Genomic DNA, 18,218 nt, shown 5'->3' with positions numbered 1-18,218 from the left:
ATGACCTTTTCCTTTCAAAGGGATGCGGCAGGCGGATCGGCGATCAACATCTCTTGAGTTCCCGCCTTCGCCGTCGGTGGAATAGAATTCGAAGCGACGGCGTCGATGCGCGGGGCCGATGGAGGATGCGTACCCATGTCTTTTCGCCAGATCGTTCCAAGCCTTGCGCTGGTCTTTTCCCTCGTCTCGACACTCGCCTTCGCCGCGCCGCCGGAGCAGGGCCGCTCTGCCGGCGGCGGTGGCATTCTCTCGCTGTTGCCGCCGGATGCGGTCAGCGATCATGTGCTGAATGCCGATGGCAAAAACATTCCCTATACGGCGACAGCGGGTACGCTCGATCTCTTCGGCCAGGACGGCGAACGCACCGCGGCGATCTTTTATACCGCCTATGTCGCCAAGAACCGCGACGACGGCAGGCCGGTCACCTTCGTCTTCAACGGCGGGCCGGGCGCTGCATCGGCATTCCTCAGTCTCGGATTGGTCGGACCGCGCATTGTTGATTTCGGCCCCAGCGGGCGCGACGGGGCCAACGCCAAGCTCGTCGACAATCCCCATAGCTGGCTGAATTTTACCGATCTCGTCCTGATCGATCCGATCGGCACCGGCTGGAGCCGGACGGTCAAGCCGGATGACGCCAACGAGTTCTACAACATGCGCGGGGATGCCGAGAGCCTTGCCAAGGCCGTTGCGCTTTATGTCGCCCATAATGGGCGCGCTTCCTCGCCGAAATATATTCTCGGCGAAAGCTATGGCGGGCTGCGCGCGGCGAAAGTCGCCACCAGCCTGCGGCAGGATCAGGGCATCCTCATCTCCGGCATCGTCATGCTGTCTCCGCTGATCGAAGGGCGGCTCGTCTTCGGGGCGAATGATCTCGCTCTCGGCGCGGCACTCGAATTGCCGTCGCTAGCCGCCGCCGAGTTGGAGCGGAAAAATGCCTTCAACGAGCAGGGGGTCGCAGACGCCGAAAAATTCGCGTTGAACGAATATCTGCCGACCCTCGCAGGCAAGCCCCCGACCGGCGACGCCGGCCGCGCTTTCTACGAGCGTGTTGCCAAGCTGACCGGCATTCCCGAAGATGTGGTGGCCAAGAACCAGGGCTTTCTCGGCGGGGTATATCAGAAACATTCCGATGGTGACGGCGCCGATATCGTCAGTTCCTACGACGCTTCGGTCCTGGCGCCGGACCCCTATCCGGAATCGGAAGCCGGCCACAGCGACGATCCGGTCCTCGACGGTTTCGTGCGCGCCTATGGCGGCGCTTTCTCCAGCTATGCACGCGACGAACTCGGCTTTCGCACCGACATGACCTACAATCTGTTGTCGGGCTCCGTGAACGAGCATTGGAACTGGGGCGGCCGCAACGGCGGTTCGCGTCTGCATGCGAGCGGGACGGATGACATCAAGGAGATGCTGACCCTCGTCCCATCTTTCCGGCTCCTGGTGGCGCAGGGCTATAGCGACCTCATCGTGCCCTTCGGCGTCAACAAATATGTGCTCGATCATCTGCCGCCGGCCTTCGCCGACCGCGTGGCGCTGAAGCTCTATCGTGGCGGGCATATGTTCTACACGCGGCCAACGTCGCGCGAACAATTCACCGCAGACGCCAAGGCGTTTTTCACGACGCAGCCCGCGACGATACCTCCGGCGCAGTCCAATTAGAGCAATTACAGGAAAAGTGCGCAGCGGTTTTCCATCCGGAATTGCGTAAAAACAAAAGACTAGGGCGGTTCAGCGATTTCAGGAAGCGCACAACCGCTCTAGTCATGCTGTAGCTGAAACAGATGTTTGATGCGTGAGGTTAGAGAACCGATCGGCGCGCCGTTGACCAACATGTCGCTGGGGCCGAAGAGATGGCGCTCGGCCTCGATGCGCTTCGACATGATCGCCCCGAGCTCTTCCGCGATGGAGGGCCGGTCGTGCAGCAGAGGCGCCAGGCAATCCTCGTCGATCTCGTAGGTCACCACGAAAGTCAGCGCCCGAATGGTGCCGACTTCGCCGGCCCCCATCAGCAGGCCGCCTTCGCCGAAATAATCGCCGGGCGCGAGCCGCGTCAATTCGATTTGGCGCTGTGCCTCCTTGCGGGTGATGCTTATGACGCCTGAGCGCACAATGGTCAGCGCGCGCAGCCGCGCATCCTGTTCGGCGATGACGGCGTCCTTGTGGTAGGTGCGGCGCTGCATATGTGACGCCAGATGCTCCTTCTCGTCCTCGGTGAGCGACGAGAACAGCGGAATATTGTTGAGCAGCCGCCATGGCGTGCCTGGATGCTGGGCAGCGCTCCCCGTCTCGGCCTGCGTTTCCGACGGCATGGTGACTGCGTCAGGTGGGCCTGCGAGTTTCAGCCCGCCTGCTTTTGAATGACGATAGATAAGGTCGTTGATCTCATTCTTGGCGGCCGTCATCTGCGATATGTCGCGGATACGGAAATTGAGTTGCAATTCGACCGCCTGTCCATCGATCGCATTGATCATCACGCTGGGCTCGGGCGTCTTCTGGATCGTGTTGCAACTAATCAGCACGTTGCGCATGACATCGGCGATGACTTTCGGCTGCGTGGTCGGCTGGACGCGGACGGTGATGGTGACGCCGTGGCTTTCGTCCGGGCTCGAGAGATTGGTGATCCGACTTTTGGCAAGGGCGCTGTTCGGGATGACGACGAGGTCGTTGGTGCCGCTCAGCAGATGCGTGGCCCGCCAGTTGGTCTCGACGACACGGCCCTGGACGTCATTGTCGAGCACCACCCAATCGCCAACGGAATAGGGCCTGCCGAGATTGAGCGCGATGCCGGAGAAGACGTCGCTCAGCGTGCTCTGCAGCGCAAGACCGAGAATGATGGCGAATACGCCGGAAGTTGCGATCAGCGTGCCCACGGGTACGCTGAAGACATCGGCGATCACGGAGAGAGCCGCGCCGAGATAGATGACGCCGACGACCAGATCCTGCAGCAGCCGGGCCTCTCGCGGCTTGCGCTCGAAGATCAGGAACAGGCGCACGAAGGCGACCAGTACCCAGGCGCCGTTGACCCACCAGACGATCTTGGCGAAGCCGATAAAGATACGAAGCTGCACCGTGTCCTGCGCCTGCGGCGGGGTCGGCTCGTAGGGCACGATGCCGTGATAGAGCAGAAGCGCGGTCAGGCTGATGAAAAACGCGATCTGTCCGATCAGCCTCCCGGCGCGCCGGTGGCGAAGCAGGTAGCGGCTGATGAATGTGCCTATGACCACCAAGATGCAGAACTGGACGATCGGATCGGCGAGGAGCGCAATGGACATGAGAGCGGCCGCGTTCAGTCTTTCGGATGGGCGGTAAATTGGCATGAACTCGGCCGCAATACCATATGGTTAGCCGCGAGCCTTCCTTAACGCATCCGAAATCTCGCTGCGGGCAACGCCGATCAGGCGCTCCATGGCGCTGCGGGCGTCGTCCGGGCGGCGCATGCGGATGGCTTCCAGCACCTCCTGGTGCATGGCGATCGCCTGTTCATGCGACGGGCTGGCGCGGTTGGTCAGGCGGAAGCTGGCGAGCAGTGCGGCGCGGATGGCGGTGGCGAATTGTAGATAGACCCAATTGCCGCTGGCGCGGATGATCGCGGTATGAAATTCGAGATCGGCCCGGCTCCAGGCCTCGTTGTCGCGGGCATTGGCCTCCACCATCTCCTCGAAAGCTTTCGATATGCGGAAGAGATGGTGAGCATTGGCGTTGGCGGCGGCCTGCGCAGCGGCGGCCGGTTCCAGCAGTTGACGGGCCTCGATCAGCGAGGCGTGAAAGCGGTCGTCATTGCCGAGCCGCAGGGTGGCGTCGAGCACGAGCGGATCGAGATAGTTCCAGTTCTCCCGCGGAAGCACGGTGGTGCCGGCTCGCGTGCGCGAACGGATCATGCCGAGGGCGGCTAGATATTGCATGGCTTCGCGCAGGCTGGTGCGGCTGACGCCGAATTGCTCGGTCAGTTCCGCTTCGTTCGGCAGCGTGGACCCTTCGGCCATTTCGCCGGAGATGATCCTGTCGATGAAGCTTTGCAGCAGCGCTTCGCGCACGCCGCGCTTGCCGCCCTCCGAAAGCCCGGGCATAGCCGCGGTCAATTTGCGCCCCGTCTTGCCGCTGCCGGCACCGTCTCTCCGATTGTTCCCCATTCTGCGCCTCCCGCAATCACCGAGCGCGGCCATCCCAAGCAGACTGTATATAAATCCTACCAATGTTGACAATAAATATGATGAAATCTACCGTCCATGCCGGGTTCATCGATGCACGCGGGGGACAAAGGCTGCAGATGACGGTGGTGGAGCTCACGGATAGCGGCTTGACCGCACGGCTTTCCACGCGCGGCGGCATCGTGCTCGGCCTTTGGTGGGAGAGGAACGGTGCGCGTCTGCCTTTGCTGCGTGAAGCGCCTTCGGATGAGGCCGATGCGCGCTCCTCCGGTTGCTATCCGCTCGTTCCCTTCGGCAACAGGGTGAAGGGCAATCGCTTTACCTTCCGGGGTAAGGACTATGTCTTCGAGCCCAATACGCCTTGGGATCCTCATTATCTGCATGGCGAGGGCTGGCAGTCGGAATGGGCTGTTTTAAGCCAAAGCGGCAGCGAGGCGGAAATCGGCTTCTCGCATGCAGGCCATGGTACGCCCTATGCCTATGAGGCGCGGCAGCGTTTCGCCATTCATGACGGATGTTTCGACATGCATCTTGACGTCAGGAACCTTGGACCGGAGGCGCTTCCCTTCGGTCTGGGTTGGCATCCCTACTTCCCAATGACATCGGCAGCGACGCTGAAGGCGCCGGCGCGGCGGTTCTGGACGGAAGTGGAGGGCTGGCTGCCGGGTGAGGCGGCTGACATTCCCGGCGACCTGAATTTCGCGACGGCGCGCGGATTGCCGTATCGCTGGGTCAACAACGGCTTCGAAGGGTGGGATGGCGTTGCGGAGATCGTTTGGCCCGAACACGATACGCGGCTGCATTTGATGGCGGATCAGCAACTTAGGCATTATTTTATTTTCATTTCGGATGCCGGCTTTGATCCGGGTTTTCAGCGCGACTATTTCTGTTTCGAACCCATGTCGCATCTGGCAAACGGGCATAATCTGCCGGATCTCGGCGATCTCACCTTGTTGGAGCCGGGCGAGGCGATGTCCGTGAGCCTGCAGTTGCGTCCGGAAGCGATCGCCTAGCGGTTCCCAGTTCGAGGAAGGACACTCATGACCAATCGACTTTCCGGCAAGCGCATCCTGATCACCGGCGCTGCACAGGGCATCGGCCTGGCGATCGCCAAGGCTTGTGCCGCGGAAGGCGCGGGCCTGTTCCTTATCGATATGGATGGCGCATTGCTGGCTCGCGAGGCGGAAGCGCTGAAGGCCGCGGGTGCAGTGCTCGGCCATGCCGCGGCCGACATTACCGATGCCGCGAAGATCGAGGCTGTCGTTGCGCAGGCGGGCAGAGAGATCGGCCGGCTCAATGCGTTGATCAACAATGCCGGCGTGAATGTCTTTGCCGAACCGCTGGCGACGACCGATGCAGAGTGGCAGCGCTGCTTCGACATCAATCTCAAGGGTGCCTGGAATTGCTGCAAGGCGGTGTTGCCCGGCATCATCGCCGAGGGCGGCGGCGCGATCCTCAACATTGCCTCCACCCATGCCTTCACCATCATCCCGCATACTTTTCCCTATCCGCTCGCCAAGCATGCCCTGCTCGGCATGACGAAATCGCTGGGGCTCGAATATGCGGCCAAGGGTGTCCGAGTGAACGCGTTGGCGCCCGGCTACGTCGCGACGCAGAAGGTCATCGACTATTGGAACAGCTTTGCCGATCCCGAAGCCGCCAAGGCGGAGACGATGCGGCTGCATCCGGGCGGACGGATCGCAACGCCGGAGGAGATTGCGCTCGCCGCCGTCTTCATGATTTCCGACGAGTGCCCCTTCATGAATGCCACCTGCCTGACCATCGACGGTGGCCTCAGCGTGCAGCAGCATCCTTGATTTCGAAACGCTGCGATGCATAAGGTCGCAGCCGTCTCATCTCCTGGGACAAAGCTTGATATTTAGATGACGATTATCATCTTACATCTGTCATTTCATCTTGCTATCTGCTTCTGAGGGGCGCACCTCCCAGCGCCCTGGCATCATCAAGGAATACCCATGACACAGTCTTTTGTGATTAGCGGCGATTTGCTGATCGGCGCGGATTCGACCGGCGACAACAAATCCGTGCGCGCCATCAACCCGGCGACCGGCGCGAACCTGGAACCGGCCTTCGCAATCGCCAGCGAGGCGGACGTTGCCCGCGCCTGCGAGCTGGCAGGCCAGGCATTCGATACTTATCGTGCTACCAGCCTTGAGGCCCGCGCGACCTTCCTGGAAACGATCGCGACCAATATCCTGGAGATCGGCGATGCGCTGATCGAGCGCGCCATGGAAGAAACCGGCCTGCCGGCTGCCCGCCTGCAGGGCGAGCGCGCCCGCACCGTCGGCCAGCTCCGGCTGTTCGCGCAAGTGGTTCGTTCGGGCGAATGGCTCGATCTGCGTGTCGATCCGGCGTTGCCGGAACGCAAGCCGCTGTCGCGTCCGGATCTGCGCCTGCGTCAGATTCCGCTCGGCCCCGTCGCCGTCTTCGGCGCCAGCAATTTCCCGCTCGCCTTCTCGGTTGCCGGTGGTGATACCGCTTCGGCGCTGGCGGCCGGTTGTCCTGTCGTCGTCAAGGGCCATCTTGCCCATCCGGGCACCGGCGAACTGGTTGGTCGCGCCATCCGCGCCGCCGTCGTTGCCTGCGGTCTACCGGAAGGCACCTTCTCGCTCCTGACCGGCGCGAACGAGACCGGCGCGGCACTGGTCCGCCATCCGCATATCAAGGCGGTCGGCTTCACCGGCTCGCGCGGCGGCGGTGTGGCGCTTGGCGCAATCGCGGCGGCTCGGCCCGAGCCGATCCCGGTTTACGCCGAAATGAGCAGCGTCAACCCCGTCTTCCTGTTCCCGGCAGCTCTTGCCGCCCGTGCGGAGGCGATCGGCAATGCATTCATCGGTTCGTTAACGCTTGGAGCCGGTCAATTCTGCACCAATCCGGGTCTGCTGTTTGCCATTGACGGTCCCGATCTCGATCGCTTCATCGCCACGGCAAGTGCAGCACTCACCGGTTCGGCCCCGGCGCCGATGCTGACGCCTGGCATTCATGCTGCTTTCGACAATGGCGTTGCAGCACTTGCCGGTCATGAGGCTGTGAAGACCGTCGCGCGCGGCGCTCCGGCAGAAGGCGTCAACCGCAGCCCCGGTGCCTTTTTCGAAACGGATGTCGAACATTTCCTGGCCGACGACCGGCTTGGCCATGAAGTCTTTGGCGCCAGCGGCCTCTTGGTTCGCTGCAAGGACATCGACCAGATGATTGCGATTGCCGAAAAGCTCGAAGGCCAGTTGACCGCGACGCTGCAGGTCGATGCCGACGACTATGCCATCGCCGCCAAGCTGCTGCCGGTGCTGGAGCGCAAAGTCGGGCGCATCCTCGCCAATGGCTGGCCGACCGGCGTCGAAGTCAGCCATGCCATGGTGCATGGCGGCCCGTTTCCGGCGACCTCGGATAGCCGCACGACCTCGGTCGGCACGCTCGCCATCCGCCGCTTCCTGCGTCCGGTATCCTATCAGGACCTGCCGGAAGGGCTGTTGCCGGTGGAGCTGCGGAATGAAGGCGTGAAAAGCCTGCCGCACCTGCTGGATGGCGTTCGCGGCGGTAATTGAGTGCTGAGAAGCCCCTCATCCGGCCTCCTGAGTTTTTATCGAAGGGCGGCCACCTTCTCCCCGCTTGCGGGGAGAAGGCTGGGGTGAGGGGCAATCCTCGGACCCAAAACCAGTTGAAACTCAAACCACCGCGTAAACAATCCCGGTGAACGAGCCGGCGTGGTGCAGCAACTCGCGCTCACCCGAACCATCCAGGCTTGCCGAATAGAGATTGCCGCCGATGTCGGTGAAGAACATGCGGTTGTTCGGTAGGTCGAGCGACAGGCCGATGCCTTCGTCCAGGCCTTCGAGGACGACTTCAGATGTGGCGGCGACCTTGTCCATGTTGGCGCGGTTGACGGTATTGCCGCGCGGAAGATTGCCTCGGTCGGTCCAGTAGATAGTGCGCGTAGCGAGATCGAGTTCGAGGTCGATCGGTTCCGGCAGCTTGTCGAGCAAGGTCTCGATATCGCTGCGGCTCGTTGCCGTCTCGCCCTCGGGAATATTAATGCCGGCGCGGAAGATGCGTCCGAGCCCGGCATCCGGCAGTCCCTTCTGCGTCCAGTAGATTTGCCCGCGCGGCAGGTCGAGGGCGATGCCGACACACCAGCGCTCGATATCGGCGCTGTCGGCGCGGCCGTCGCCGTTCTGGACGAGGGTTTCGATATCGGAGCCGTCGATATTGGCGCGCATCACCCGCATGCCCTCGCGGTCGCACCAATAGAGCTTGCCACCATCGCGATCGATCTGGATCTGCTTCGGCGTTACCAGCGTGCCGCCTGGCGCAATCAGCGTCACGTGATTGCCGCCATCAAGATCGATGCGCTCGATCGAGCCGTCATGGGCATTGTAGTCGTTGCCCATTTCCGTCCAGTAGAGCCAGCCGTTTTCGCTGTCGACAAGAACGCCGTCCGGGCTGCGGCCCGGGCGTTGGATGATCAGCTTGAGATCGGTTCCGTCAATGGCGGAGGAGAGAATTCGTCCGTCATTGATATCGAGGAAAAAGAGCCGTTCGGTCTTTCCGGAGGAAGCGGCAGGCGTCCGTGCTTCTGCTTCAGACATGAGAGCATCCTTTCAAAGGGTCGGATCTGCTGATGGTTGCGAGACGATGATGACATTGCTTGATGACAGCATTTTCGTCTGTTTGGGTGCCTGTCGACGATCTGCTGCGATGCAGCAAAGATCAAGGGCCTAGATGTCGCAGATTGCTGATGATCAGCAGGGGTCGGCTTCTCTCAACGCGATCGGGGCCATATCGAAAGCGGCTGATATCTGCGATTCCCGCCATCGCCCCGGTGTCAGGCCAACGGAATGCGAAAAGACGCGCGTCAGGTGGCTTTGGTCCGAAAAGCCACACATCAGCGCGATTTCGGCCAGCGGCATTCCCGTTCGCATCAGTTCCTTGGCACGATCGACACGGCGCTGCATCACCCAGCGATGCGGGGGGATGCCGGTGCTGCGGGCGAAAGCGCGGGCGAAATGACTGGTGGAGAGGCCGCAGTCGCTGGCAAGCTGCGCCAAGGACACATCCTGATCCAGCCGGGCATTGATCGTGTCGCGGGCGCGGCGCAACTGCCAGGGCGTCAGGCCACCGATCACGGCGGGTCGCGCCATCTGCATGCGACCGTAGCGCTGGGCGATATGGGCATTGAAGGCCTTGCCGACGTGATCGATGAACAATGCGCTCGTCCGGTCCGGCTGTTCGAGGGCCGGGATCAGGCAGGAAAACAGGTTTTCGATAACGGTGTCGCCGGTGGCAATGCCGGGCGCGAGCGGAAGTTCGACGATGCGCTCGGTGCCGAGCGTGTCGGCGATCTGGTCGAAGGTCCGGCGCGATAGATAGATATTGGTGGTTTCCTCGCGTCGCATCTTGCCGGGCGGATCGAGGATCAGGCTGGCGAGCCCGATCGTACCCTGCGGGAAGGGAATGACCGGAACGAAGTATTCGCCGAGCCTCACCCGGTCCAGCGCCGGCTCTTGACGCTGTAGGCCAAGCACGAAACCGGCTTCATCGGCACGGCCGCCAGCCGTCTCGGGACAGTCCAGAGTAATTCCGTTTTTGCATAGCACGGCTTCCAGCGCACACGCTGGCGCGCTCAGCCTGAAATAGTCTTCGGACCCCGCACCATGATGCATCGTTGCTACGCCCCAAGCCTCACAACAGCCGGCCCCTCCGAGACCGATGCCGGTGACGATTACCAATTTTTGGAGCACTATCCTAGATAGTATGGAGCGAAAGCAGCAAATTGAGTCCAGATTTGATGTAAATATACAATTGCTAATATAATGGCCGTACCAGCGCCTCACGTAAGGGGATGCTGGCACGCTCGGCTTCGTAGTGCGAGGTTTTTCAGTCGCTTAGGCAATCTTGTAGCGGTCTGCCGGTTTGGTGCGCGACAGATTGGGCATCATGGCCCTGGCGAGCATTTTCGTAGGCATTCCATTGTGCGATCTCGGAAAGGGCAGGCACGGTCGCGAACTTGCCCTGGTCAAAACCGGCAAGCGCAATCTGCGGACGCCTCTGTCCGTGGAACAGCTTGCCGAAGCCGCGCTTTCCGCTCGGAGACGGGGCCGCCGCCGCAGGCGATCCGGCGGAATGCGCAGCATGTAGCGCTCTAGGATAGGTCAGTATTGGTGATGATGGCGGCAAATGCGGAGCCAATCTCGCCCTTGGCGGGCGAGATTAAATCCGGCGCAAACAGCTCGATCTCTTCTTCGAATCCCTTGAGTGCTCGGCTGCCGATCGAGATGCTCTGTTGATCGCTGAGCTTCTTCGCAAAATCCTGCGACATCAGTAGCGGCTGGCCGCTATCGCTGCATACGCCCTGTATCCTGCTGACGAGATTGACGTCGGGGCCGATGACGGTGAAATCCAGGCGGCGGCCGGAGCCGATATTGCCGTAGCTGACTTCGCCGTAGTGCAGCGCGATGCCGGCTTGCAGGCGGGCATCGGGGAAAGACAGCGTTTCGAGGCGGGCGAGGATGGCTTTGGCGGCGGCGAGCGCGGCATCGCTGGAGCGGGTTGCGTCATAGCCGGGGAAAACGGCGAGAACGGCATCGCCCATGAATTTCAGGACTTCGCCGCCTTCGCGAGCGATTGCCGGCACGACGGCGTCGAAATAGACGTTCAGCAGCTCCATCACGCGTTCGCCGGGCAGGCGGTTGGAAAGCTCGGTAAAGCCGCGCAGATCACAGAGCATGAGTGCGGCCTCCATGGTCTCGATCTCGCCCTTGCGGATGTGGCCGGCGAGGATGCGCTGCGCCGTCATCGGACCGATATAGATATCGAGCAGGCTGAGCTCAACCTGCCGCAGCGTCCGGAGCTCGCAGGCATTGCGCAGCGACGGCATGATGCGTTCGATCACTTGCCGTTCTGGGGATGTGAAACCGCCCGGACGTTTGGTGGCGAAAGAGGCGGCGCTGACCGGGCCGTCGGCATTGCAGAGCGGAACGATCATCAGTTCGACCAGACCACGGCCGGCGAATGTGTCGAGCTGTTCCCATTGATCGTGATCGTCGCCCCGGCCGGCGATGACGATATCGCGGGTGTTCATGGCCTTCCACAAAGCACTGTGCAGGAATATCTGGGTGATGGCTCCGTGCTCGCGGTCACGGATCTGTACGGGTTCGTTCGGCGACCAGGCGACAGAGCGGCCCATGATTTCCGGATGCAGGGTCATGAGGTGCAAGCTCAGCCGGTCGACCGGAAGACCGAGGCTTCTCAGGCGGCGGCCAAGGCCGAAGGTCAGGCCGGCCTCATCCAGCGCATGGGCCTCGTCGCTTGAGAGCCATTCGATGAGAGCGAGGATCGCGGCCGGGCTGATGGCGCCCCGCTCGGAGACGGGATGTTCGATATCGAGAAGATCAGACAATGAAGGTACAGCCTGGGAAGATGTAGCCTGGCGGGTTTTGACGGTGGTCATGATCGTGTCTCCTGAGGCGAGGGAGGGAGCGGCGCTCCGTCTTTTTGTTTTTTCGCAATTCCGGACGGAAAACCGCTGCGCACTTTTCCTGGAATTGCTCTAGTGAGCGCCACCGCCTTCGATATGGCCGGGTTTCTTGAGTAAAAGGCTGGCGATGAGCGCGGCGACGAGCGCGATGCCGAGCAGGTAGAAGGTGTCGCTGTAGGCCATGATATTGGCCTGTTGCCGCAGGCGCAGCGCGACGGCGACGATGGCCTTGTGCTGGGCGGTGGCAACGTCGGAGACGCCATGGTTCATGAAATAGGCGGTCAGTCGTGCGATGCGGGCGCGGGTGGCTTCGTCGAAAACCGTGACCGAGTCCGTCAGGATGTTCGAATGGAACTGTTCACGCTTCTGGGCGAAGGTCTGCAGCATGGCAATGCCGACGGCGCCGCCGAGATTGCGCATCATGTTGAAGAGCGAAGAGGCGGAACCGGCATTTTCCTTTTCGATGCCCGAGGTGGCGATGGCCGACAGCGGCGTGAAGACGAGGGCCTGGCCGATGGCGCGGACGATGTTCGGCCAGAAAAGCTGGTCGCTGGCATAGTCCGCGGTCATGTAGATGTTCATGAAGTTCGAGGTGGCGAAGAGGGCGAAGCCGACGACGATCATGATGCGCAGGTCGATACGCTTCATCAGGCGCGGGACCAGCGGGATCAACAGGAGCTGCGGGATACCGGTCCAGGCGAGAACCATGCCGATCTGCTCGGAATTGTAGCCCTGGATGCGGGTCAGATAGATCGGCAGGATGAAGACCGAGCCATAAAGCGCGATGCCGAGCAGGAAGTTGGCGACGATGCCGAAGCCGAAGTTGCGGCGTACCAGCAGGCGCAGGTTGAGGAGCGGATGGGCGGCGCGCAGTTCGATGATCAGGAAAAGGGTCAGCGAAACTGCGGCGATGACCGACAGGCGGACGATGAAGGGCGAGCCGAACCAATCATCCTTGTTGCCTTCTTCCAACACGGTCTGCAGCGAGGCGAGGCCGATCGCCATGGTGACGATGCCGGGCCAGTCGCCCTTGGCGAGCAGGCCGAGGTTCATCGGTGCACGGTCGAGCGAAGCCCAGAGCATGCCGACCATGATCGCGCCGGGGACGAGGTTGACGTAAAAGATATACTCCCAGCCCCAGTTTTCGGTGAGATAGCCGCCGATGGTCGGGCCGATGGCCGGAGCGAAGGTGGCCGACAGCGCGAAGAGGGCAAGGCCGATCGGCTGCTTGGCCTTGGGCAAAAGGGTGATGATGATGGTGAAGGCCATCGGGATCAGCACGCCGCCGGAGAAGCCCTGAATGGCGCGCAGGATGATCATCTGCTGCAAATTGGCGGCGAAGGCGCAGGCAACTGAAAAGACAAGGAACAGGACGGCGTTGACCAGCAGATAGGTGCGCACCGAGAAGACGCGGGCGAGCCAGCCAGTCAGGGGGATGACGACGATCTCGGCAATCAGGTAGGACGTCGAAATCCAGCCTCCGTCGTCCGTGCCGGCGCCGATCGCTCCCTGGATGTCGGCGAGCGAAGCGTTGACGATCTGGATGTTCAGCACCGCCATGAAGGCGCCGAGCGTGGAGCCGATGACGGCGGTCCACATCTTCAGCGGGCTCATGGTGGCAGCACCGCCTGCTGTGGGGACGGGCTTTGCGGAGGAATTGCTGTTTGTGGCGATCTGAAGCGTAGCCATGACGTTTCTCCTCTGGCTCTTTGAGAGAGACAGTCTCACGGGGAGGTCCGAGTGATAATCGAGGAAGGAAGGGAAGGATCATCCAGTCTGGCTGGATAATCCCTCGCCTCAGTGTCGGCCCTGTACGGCCGCCTTGGTGTCGATGTCGGGTTCGACCGACATGCCGGAGCGCAGCAGGCCGGCAAGGCTTGCATCGTCGAGCGTGATCTTCACGGGAATGCGCTGGACGATCTTGGTGAAGTTGCCGGTCGCGTTGTCCGGAGGCAGCAGCGAGAATTCGAGGCCGCTTGCCGGCGATACGCTGTCTACATGGCCCTTAATGGCGGCATCCGGGAAGCTGTCGACCTTGATTTCGACCGGCTGGCCGGGGCGGACGTAGGTCAGTTGCGTTTCCTTGAAATTGGCGACCACATAGACCGCGTTGAGCGGCACGACCGCCATCAACTGCGTGCCCGCGGTGACGAACTGACCGACACGCAGCGTGCGGGCGCCGACGGTGCCGTCCACGGGAGCGACGATCTCGGTATAGGAAAGATTGAGCTCGGCCTGATGGGCGGCTGCGGCGCTTCGATCGCGCTGGGCGACGGCCTGGTCATGCTGGCTCTGAAGCACCGCAATCTTCTTCTGCTCGGCGACGAGGGCGGCCTGGTCGCGCTGAAGGTTGGCTGCGGCCTGGTCTCGGGCAGACTGGCTCTGCTCGGCGCGCTGGGTCGTACCCGCGCCGTTGCGGATCAGGTTTTGCGAGCGCTGGGCATCGGCTTCGGCGAAGGTCAATGAAGCCTGGGAGGCAACAATGGTAGCCTTGGCCTGGTCGATGACGGATTGCTGCAGGGCGATCTGCGCGTCGAGATTGGTGATGGCGGCCCCGGCGGCCTTGACGTCGGCCTGAGCCTGGGTCAGCGCTGCGCGATAGTCGCGGTTGTCGACGCGCGCCAGCACCTGGCCGGCCTTGACGTGATCGTTGTCGTTGACCAGCACCTCGGCGATATACCCGGAAATCTTCGGAGCGATGGTGGTGTAGTCGGCCTTCACATAGGCGTCGTCGGTCGATTCGATGAAGCGGCCCGTCGTCCAGTAATGATAGCCATAGTCGCCGGTGAAGGCGGCGCCGGCCAGCAATGCGGCGGCGATGATCGTGCGCTTGACGATCTTGCCGCCCGATTTGGACTTCGGAGTTTCAGCGGCGGGAGTTCCAGTAGCCGGCGCCTCGGCGACGGCGGGGGTTTTGACATCTGCTTCCAGGACGGTCTGGAACTGCTCCTTGCGCGGCAACTCAACCATTGTTTCTCTCCATGATCTCGACCTCTGTGCGAAGGCCGGTGTTTCGATGGCTGGAGAATGCGCCCTGACGCGTCGCGTGATAATGTGCTTAAATCGGGAAGGATCATCAACTCAGAGCGGATAATCGAGGGTCGATATGGACAGGCTGACGAGCCTCCAGGTGTTTGGTCGCGTGGTGGAATGCGGTGGGTTTTCGGCAGCCGCGCGGCGCCTTAACATGTCGGTCACCATGGTCGGCAACCATATACAATCATTGGAGGATCGGCTCGGCGTCCGGCTGCTGAACCGCACGACGCGCAAAGTCAGTCTCACCGAAACCGGCAAGCTCTATTACGAGCGGTCGAGCCAGATTCTCGCCGATCTGGAGGAGGCCGACAGTGCCGCGGGTGCCGCAACCTCGACGCCGCGCGGCACGCTGAAACTCTATACCAGCACGCATATTACCCGCTTCCTGTCCCCCGTCATCAGCGAGTATCTGAGCCTGTACCCTTCCGTGACGGTCGACCTGAGCATCGGCGAGCGGATGATCGACCTGATCGAGGAAGGTTACGATCTCGCCATCCGCACGACGATGCCGCCCGATTCGAGCCTGGTGGCGCGGCGATTGACGCCCTGGCGGCATGTGCTGGTCTGCTCGCCGGATTATCCCCGGACGCATCCCGCCCTGACGGAACCCGCCGATCTCGCGAGCCACAATTGCCTGCGTTACTCCTATTATCCCTATGGCGACGACTGGCGTTTTTTCACCGAGACCGAGAAACAGGTTGATGTGAAGGTCGGTGGCAATATCGTGACCACCAGTGCCGAGACCTTGCGCTATATGGCGCTGAACGGACAGGGGGTATTCCTGGCACCCAGCTTTCTCATCATGGACGATCTGGCTTCCGGCGCGCTGGTGCGGATGCTGCCGGACTACAAGCCGGCGGAGTTTTCTATCAACGCGATCTATCCCAACCGCACCTATCTGCCGACAAAAACGCGGATCTTCATCGATCTCGTCGCGGAGCGCTTTGCCGAACACCGGAAATGGATGAGCTGAGGGAGATAAAAATCCTTCAAATAACTGTCACGGACCTCGGATAATAGCCGGCTACTCCAGCGGCACGATGCTATTCTCGTTGCTGTCGGAGCTGACGCCGGAGGTGCGTGAGATCATGTCGACGCTCCAGCAAGTCGCTTTTCGTGCCGGTTGCTCGGTTGCGACCGCCAGCCGGGTGATGAATCGCAACGGCCCGGTCAGCGACGAAATGGTCCGGCGTGTGCGCAGGGCGGCGGCGGAGCTTGGCTATCGCGCCGGCAGCCGCAGCGGCAATGGCCGGCCGGCGATCGGCGTGCTCATTCCCAGCATCACCAATCCCGTCTTTGCGGCATCGCTTTCGAGCATCCAGAACAGGGCGCTGCATGCCGGGCATAGCGTGCTGATCGCGCAATCGAATTATGATCCGGCACAAGAAGCCGATGCCGTCGCCTCGCTTCTCCAGCAGCAGCCGACCGGTCTCATCCTCACGCTCTGCGATCCCGAACGCAGCCTCGTCCTGTCATCTGCCCTGCCGCCGACCGTGCTGCTCGGCAATCCGCCGACCGCCCGCTTTACCGCCGCCGTTGCGACCGATAATTTCGGTGCGGGCCGGGACCTGACCGAGCATCTCCTGCACAAGGGGCACCGCCGCATCCTGTTCATATCAGGCCATTTTTCGGCATCGGATCGGGCGAGGCTGCGCTATCTCGGCTATGTCAGGGCGATGGAGGCGGCGCGGCAGCAGCCCCTGGATGCCCTGGAGATTTCCTTCGTGAACAGCCTGGAACAGCTCGATCTTTCGGATGCGGTTTCGCGGTTTGGCCCGACGGCAATCATCGCGTCGAACGATCTTCTGGCGCTCGGTGTCATGGGTGCACTTCGACGCCAGGGCCTTTCCATCCCGCGCGATGTGTCGGTCGCTGGCTTCGACGGAATTTCCCTCGGCTTTCTAGGAGAGGTTTCCCTGACGACGGTCGAAATTCCGGACGGGACCATGGGAGCCGCAGCAGCCTCTTTGCTGCTCGACATGGCGGAGAATGCCGCGCCGCCGCGCCACCTGACCGTGGCTTATCGGTTACGACCCGGTGGAACGGTCCGCGATCTCAACGCCATTCCGTAGCATGCCGCAAATAAAAACGCCGCCTCTCCGAAGAGAAGCGGCGCGGCTTTTGCGATCAGATCGAATATCAGCTACGCGGCAGCATGCCTTCGACGTCGGAAGCGGCGTCATCAAGCGCTTCCTTCGGCGCAGCCGAGCCGTCGACGATGCGCGACAGGTTGTCGACGATCGTCTGGGTGACCTTGACGCCGTTGGCGCCCGGGAAGGCATACCAGGGGATCATGACCGACATCTGGCTGAGGCCTGCCTGGAACAGCGGGTTCTTCTTGTAGAAGTCGCCAAGGTAATCCGGCGACTTGGCGGCGAGTTCGTTGTTCGGAACATAGCCGGTGCCGGGAACGACGACCGAGGCGCCATAAGGCCCGGCCGCGAACTTGGCGAACTTCCAGGCAGCTTCTTCCTTGACCGGGTCATGGGTCAGGATGACGACGGCGTTGCCGCCGGTCGGCAGGCGGCCGTTGACCGGGTCGATCAGCGGGATCTTGGCGGTGCGCAGGTCGAACTTGGCGCCGACATTCTTGATGGTGTTGACGAGAGCACCGGTCGTCTGGAATTCGAAGCCGACCTTGCCGGCGGCGAAGGCCTGTTCGCCGGCAGGCTTGGTGAAGACCGGCATGCCGCCTTCCTTGACGAAGCGCGCGATCAGATCGACGGCCTTCTGGCCTTCGGGACCGTTGAAGGCGACCTTGGTTTCGTCGTCGCTCAGCATCTTGCCGCCGGCGCCGAAGAGGAGGGCGGAGAACATCCAGTCGTCGCCCTGCCAGCGGAAGTCCATGCCGTCGACGCCGTTGCCGAGCGCCTTGATCTTGCCGGCGAGCGCGATGACTTCATCCCAGGTCTTCGGCGGGTTGTCCGGGTTACCACCGGCAGCCTTCACCAGGTCGGCGTTGTAATACATGATCGGGTTCGACGTTGCGAAGGCGAGGCCGACCTGCTTGCCCTTGACCTGGGCGAGCTTCAGGATCGTGTCCGAGAAGCCCTGCTCGGCCATGTTGCCCTCTTTCTTGACGAGGGGGCCGAGATCTACGGCGACGTTGCGCTCGTCCATCATACGCAGGCGGTTGAGGCCGATGAAGGTGACATCGGGCATCTCGCTCGTGCCGGCCTGGCGCAGGATGGTCTGAATCCCTTCTTCATAGGTGGCCGAAGGAGCAGCGAACTGGATCTTGATGTCGGGGTTTTCCTCCATGAACTTCTTCGAGATCGTGTCCATCACGTTCTTGAAGAAGCCGGGCATGGGGTAATGAACCGTCAAGGTCGTCTCGGCATAGGCCGGGACCGTCACGACCATCGAAATGGCCGCGGCGGCGAGAATCTGGGTGATATGCTTCATCGCTCGTTCTCCTGTTCGAGCATGATGCCGAAAAGTGTAAGCGGTTTTCGGACGACATCATGCTCTACTTCTTTGATTCTAGAGCGGATTCAGATTCTAGATCGATGCGATCTAAAATCATCCGCTCTAGGGAACCG

14 protein-coding genes are annotated in these 18,218 nt (G+C 61.8%); 6 read left to right on the top strand and 8 right to left on the bottom strand.

Going from position 1 to position 18,218, the window contains the following annotated elements; all coding sequences use genetic code 11:
* Positions 1 to 135: 135 nt before the first annotated feature.
* Complete coding sequence (locus tag QA648_RS14150) at positions 136 to 1,659, top strand: carboxypeptidase (protein ID WP_283047592.1); 1,524 nt, start codon at positions 136 to 138, stop codon at positions 1,657 to 1,659.
* Between the two features lie 98 nt (positions 1,660 to 1,757).
* Here the strand turns inward: QA648_RS14150 and QA648_RS14145 are convergent, their stop codons facing one another.
* Positions 1,758 to 3,272: a mechanosensitive ion channel family protein gene (locus tag QA648_RS14145; protein WP_283047590.1), complete on the bottom strand. Its 1,515-nt coding sequence runs from the start codon at positions 3,270 to 3,272 to the stop codon at positions 1,758 to 1,760.
* Between the two features lie 69 nt (positions 3,273 to 3,341).
* A complete protein-coding gene (locus tag QA648_RS14140) occupies positions 3,342 to 4,067 on the bottom strand; it encodes a FadR/GntR family transcriptional regulator (RefSeq protein WP_104825227.1) in 726 nt (241 codons plus the stop codon).
* Positions 4,068 to 4,207: 140 nt separating this feature from the next.
* Between QA648_RS14140 and QA648_RS14135 the strand changes: the two genes are divergently transcribed.
* From QA648_RS14135 to QA648_RS14125, 3 genes are all read left to right on the top strand, one after another.
* Positions 4,208 to 5,161, top strand: coding sequence for an aldose 1-epimerase (locus tag QA648_RS14135; RefSeq protein ID WP_349254293.1), 954 nt, complete (start codon positions 4,208 to 4,210; stop codon positions 5,159 to 5,161).
* Between the two features lie 27 nt (positions 5,162 to 5,188).
* Positions 5,189 to 5,965: an SDR family oxidoreductase gene (locus tag QA648_RS14130; RefSeq protein WP_283047588.1), complete on the top strand. Its 777-nt coding sequence runs from the start codon at positions 5,189 to 5,191 to the stop codon at positions 5,963 to 5,965.
* A gap of 159 nt (positions 5,966 to 6,124) precedes the next feature.
* Entirely contained in the window at positions 6,125 to 7,711 is a 1,587-nt protein-coding gene (locus tag QA648_RS14125) for an aldehyde dehydrogenase (NADP(+)) (RefSeq protein WP_283047587.1), read from the top strand.
* A gap of 120 nt (positions 7,712 to 7,831) precedes the next feature.
* On the opposite strand, the gene QA648_RS14120 is transcribed toward QA648_RS14125, so the two are convergent.
* The 5 genes from QA648_RS14120 to QA648_RS14100 all read right to left on the bottom strand — a co-directional run bounded on the left by QA648_RS14120 (position 7,832) and on the right by QA648_RS14100 (position 14,610).
* Complete coding sequence (locus tag QA648_RS14120; protein ID WP_283047585.1) at positions 7,832 to 8,752, bottom strand: 3-hydroxyacyl-CoA dehydrogenase; 921 nt, start codon at positions 8,750 to 8,752, stop codon at positions 7,832 to 7,834.
* A 153-nt stretch (positions 8,753 to 8,905) separates the two neighbouring features.
* Positions 8,906 to 9,892 carry an AraC family transcriptional regulator gene (locus QA648_RS14115; protein ID WP_283047583.1) on the bottom strand — a complete coding sequence of 329 codons (987 nt, stop codon included), beginning with the start codon at positions 9,890 to 9,892 and terminating at the stop codon, positions 8,906 to 8,908.
* 413 nt (positions 9,893 to 10,305) lie between these two features.
* Entirely contained in the window at positions 10,306 to 11,613 is a 1,308-nt protein-coding gene (locus QA648_RS14110; protein WP_283047581.1) for an adenylate/guanylate cyclase domain-containing protein, read from the bottom strand.
* A 99-nt stretch (positions 11,614 to 11,712) separates the two neighbouring features.
* Positions 11,713 to 13,329: an MDR family MFS transporter gene (locus QA648_RS14105; RefSeq protein ID WP_104824433.1), complete on the bottom strand. Its 1,617-nt coding sequence runs from the start codon at positions 13,327 to 13,329 to the stop codon at positions 11,713 to 11,715.
* Positions 13,330 to 13,437: 108 nt separating this feature from the next.
* Entirely contained in the window at positions 13,438 to 14,610 is a 1,173-nt protein-coding gene (locus QA648_RS14100) for an HlyD family secretion protein (RefSeq protein WP_283047578.1), read from the bottom strand.
* A gap of 136 nt (positions 14,611 to 14,746) precedes the next feature.
* Between QA648_RS14100 and QA648_RS14095 the strand changes: the two genes are divergently transcribed.
* Positions 14,747 to 15,649, top strand: a complete 903-nt coding sequence (locus tag QA648_RS14095) for a LysR family transcriptional regulator (RefSeq protein ID WP_283047576.1) — start codon at positions 14,747 to 14,749, stop codon at positions 15,647 to 15,649.
* Between the two features lie 115 nt (positions 15,650 to 15,764).
* Positions 15,765 to 16,748: a substrate-binding domain-containing protein gene (locus QA648_RS14090; RefSeq protein WP_283051344.1), complete on the top strand. Its 984-nt coding sequence runs from the start codon at positions 15,765 to 15,767 to the stop codon at positions 16,746 to 16,748.
* A gap of 67 nt (positions 16,749 to 16,815) precedes the next feature.
* Here QA648_RS14090 and QA648_RS14085 read toward each other — a convergent pair whose 3' ends face one another.
* Positions 16,816 to 18,081 carry an ABC transporter substrate-binding protein gene (locus tag QA648_RS14085; RefSeq protein ID WP_283047575.1) on the bottom strand — a complete coding sequence of 422 codons (1,266 nt, stop codon included), beginning with the start codon at positions 18,079 to 18,081 and terminating at the stop codon, positions 16,816 to 16,818.
* Positions 18,082 to 18,218 lie beyond the last annotated feature (137 nt).

Origin of the sequence: Rhizobium sp. CB3171 (assembly GCF_029714265.1) — a bacterium.
Taxonomy (GTDB): Bacteria; Pseudomonadota; Alphaproteobacteria; order Rhizobiales; family Rhizobiaceae; genus Rhizobium.
The sequence above is the reverse complement of the archived record's forward strand: the minus strand, read 5'-3'. Positions and strand labels throughout refer to the sequence as shown.

Excerpts from the sequence above, each read along its gene's own strand:
- QA648_RS14105 (WP_104824433.1), bottom strand. The coding sequence starts at position 13,329 with ATGGCTACGCTTCAGATCGCCACAAACAGCAATTCCTCCGCAAAGCCC.
- QA648_RS14095 (WP_283047576.1), top strand. The coding sequence starts at position 14,747 with ATGGACAGGCTGACGAGCCTCCAGGTGTTTGGTCGCGTGGTGGAATGC.
- QA648_RS14125 (WP_283047587.1), top strand. The coding sequence starts at position 6,125 with ATGACACAGTCTTTTGTGATTAGCGGCGATTTGCTGATCGGCGCGGAT.
- QA648_RS14120 (WP_283047585.1), bottom strand. The coding sequence starts at position 8,752 with ATGTCTGAAGCAGAAGCACGGACGCCTGCCGCTTCCTCCGGAAAGACC.
- QA648_RS14135 (WP_349254293.1), top strand. The coding sequence starts at position 4,208 with ATGATGAAATCTACCGTCCATGCCGGGTTCATCGATGCACGCGGGGGA.
- QA648_RS14145 (WP_283047590.1), bottom strand. The coding sequence starts at position 3,272 with ATGTCCATTGCGCTCCTCGCCGATCCGATCGTCCAGTTCTGCATCTTG.
- QA648_RS14130 (WP_283047588.1), top strand. The coding sequence starts at position 5,189 with ATGACCAATCGACTTTCCGGCAAGCGCATCCTGATCACCGGCGCTGCA.
- QA648_RS14085 (WP_283047575.1), bottom strand. The coding sequence starts at position 18,081 with ATGAAGCATATCACCCAGATTCTCGCCGCCGCGGCCATTTCGATGGTC.
- QA648_RS14110 (WP_283047581.1), bottom strand. The coding sequence starts at position 11,613 with ATGACCACCGTCAAAACCCGCCAGGCTACATCTTCCCAGGCTGTACCT.
- QA648_RS14140 (WP_104825227.1), bottom strand. The coding sequence starts at position 4,067 with ATGCCCGGGCTTTCGGAGGGCGGCAAGCGCGGCGTGCGCGAAGCGCTG.
- QA648_RS14150 (WP_283047592.1), top strand. The coding sequence starts at position 136 with ATGTCTTTTCGCCAGATCGTTCCAAGCCTTGCGCTGGTCTTTTCCCTC.
- QA648_RS14090 (WP_283051344.1), top strand. The coding sequence starts at position 15,765 with ATGTCGACGCTCCAGCAAGTCGCTTTTCGTGCCGGTTGCTCGGTTGCG.
- QA648_RS14100 (WP_283047578.1), bottom strand. The coding sequence starts at position 14,610 with ATGGTTGAGTTGCCGCGCAAGGAGCAGTTCCAGACCGTCCTGGAAGCA.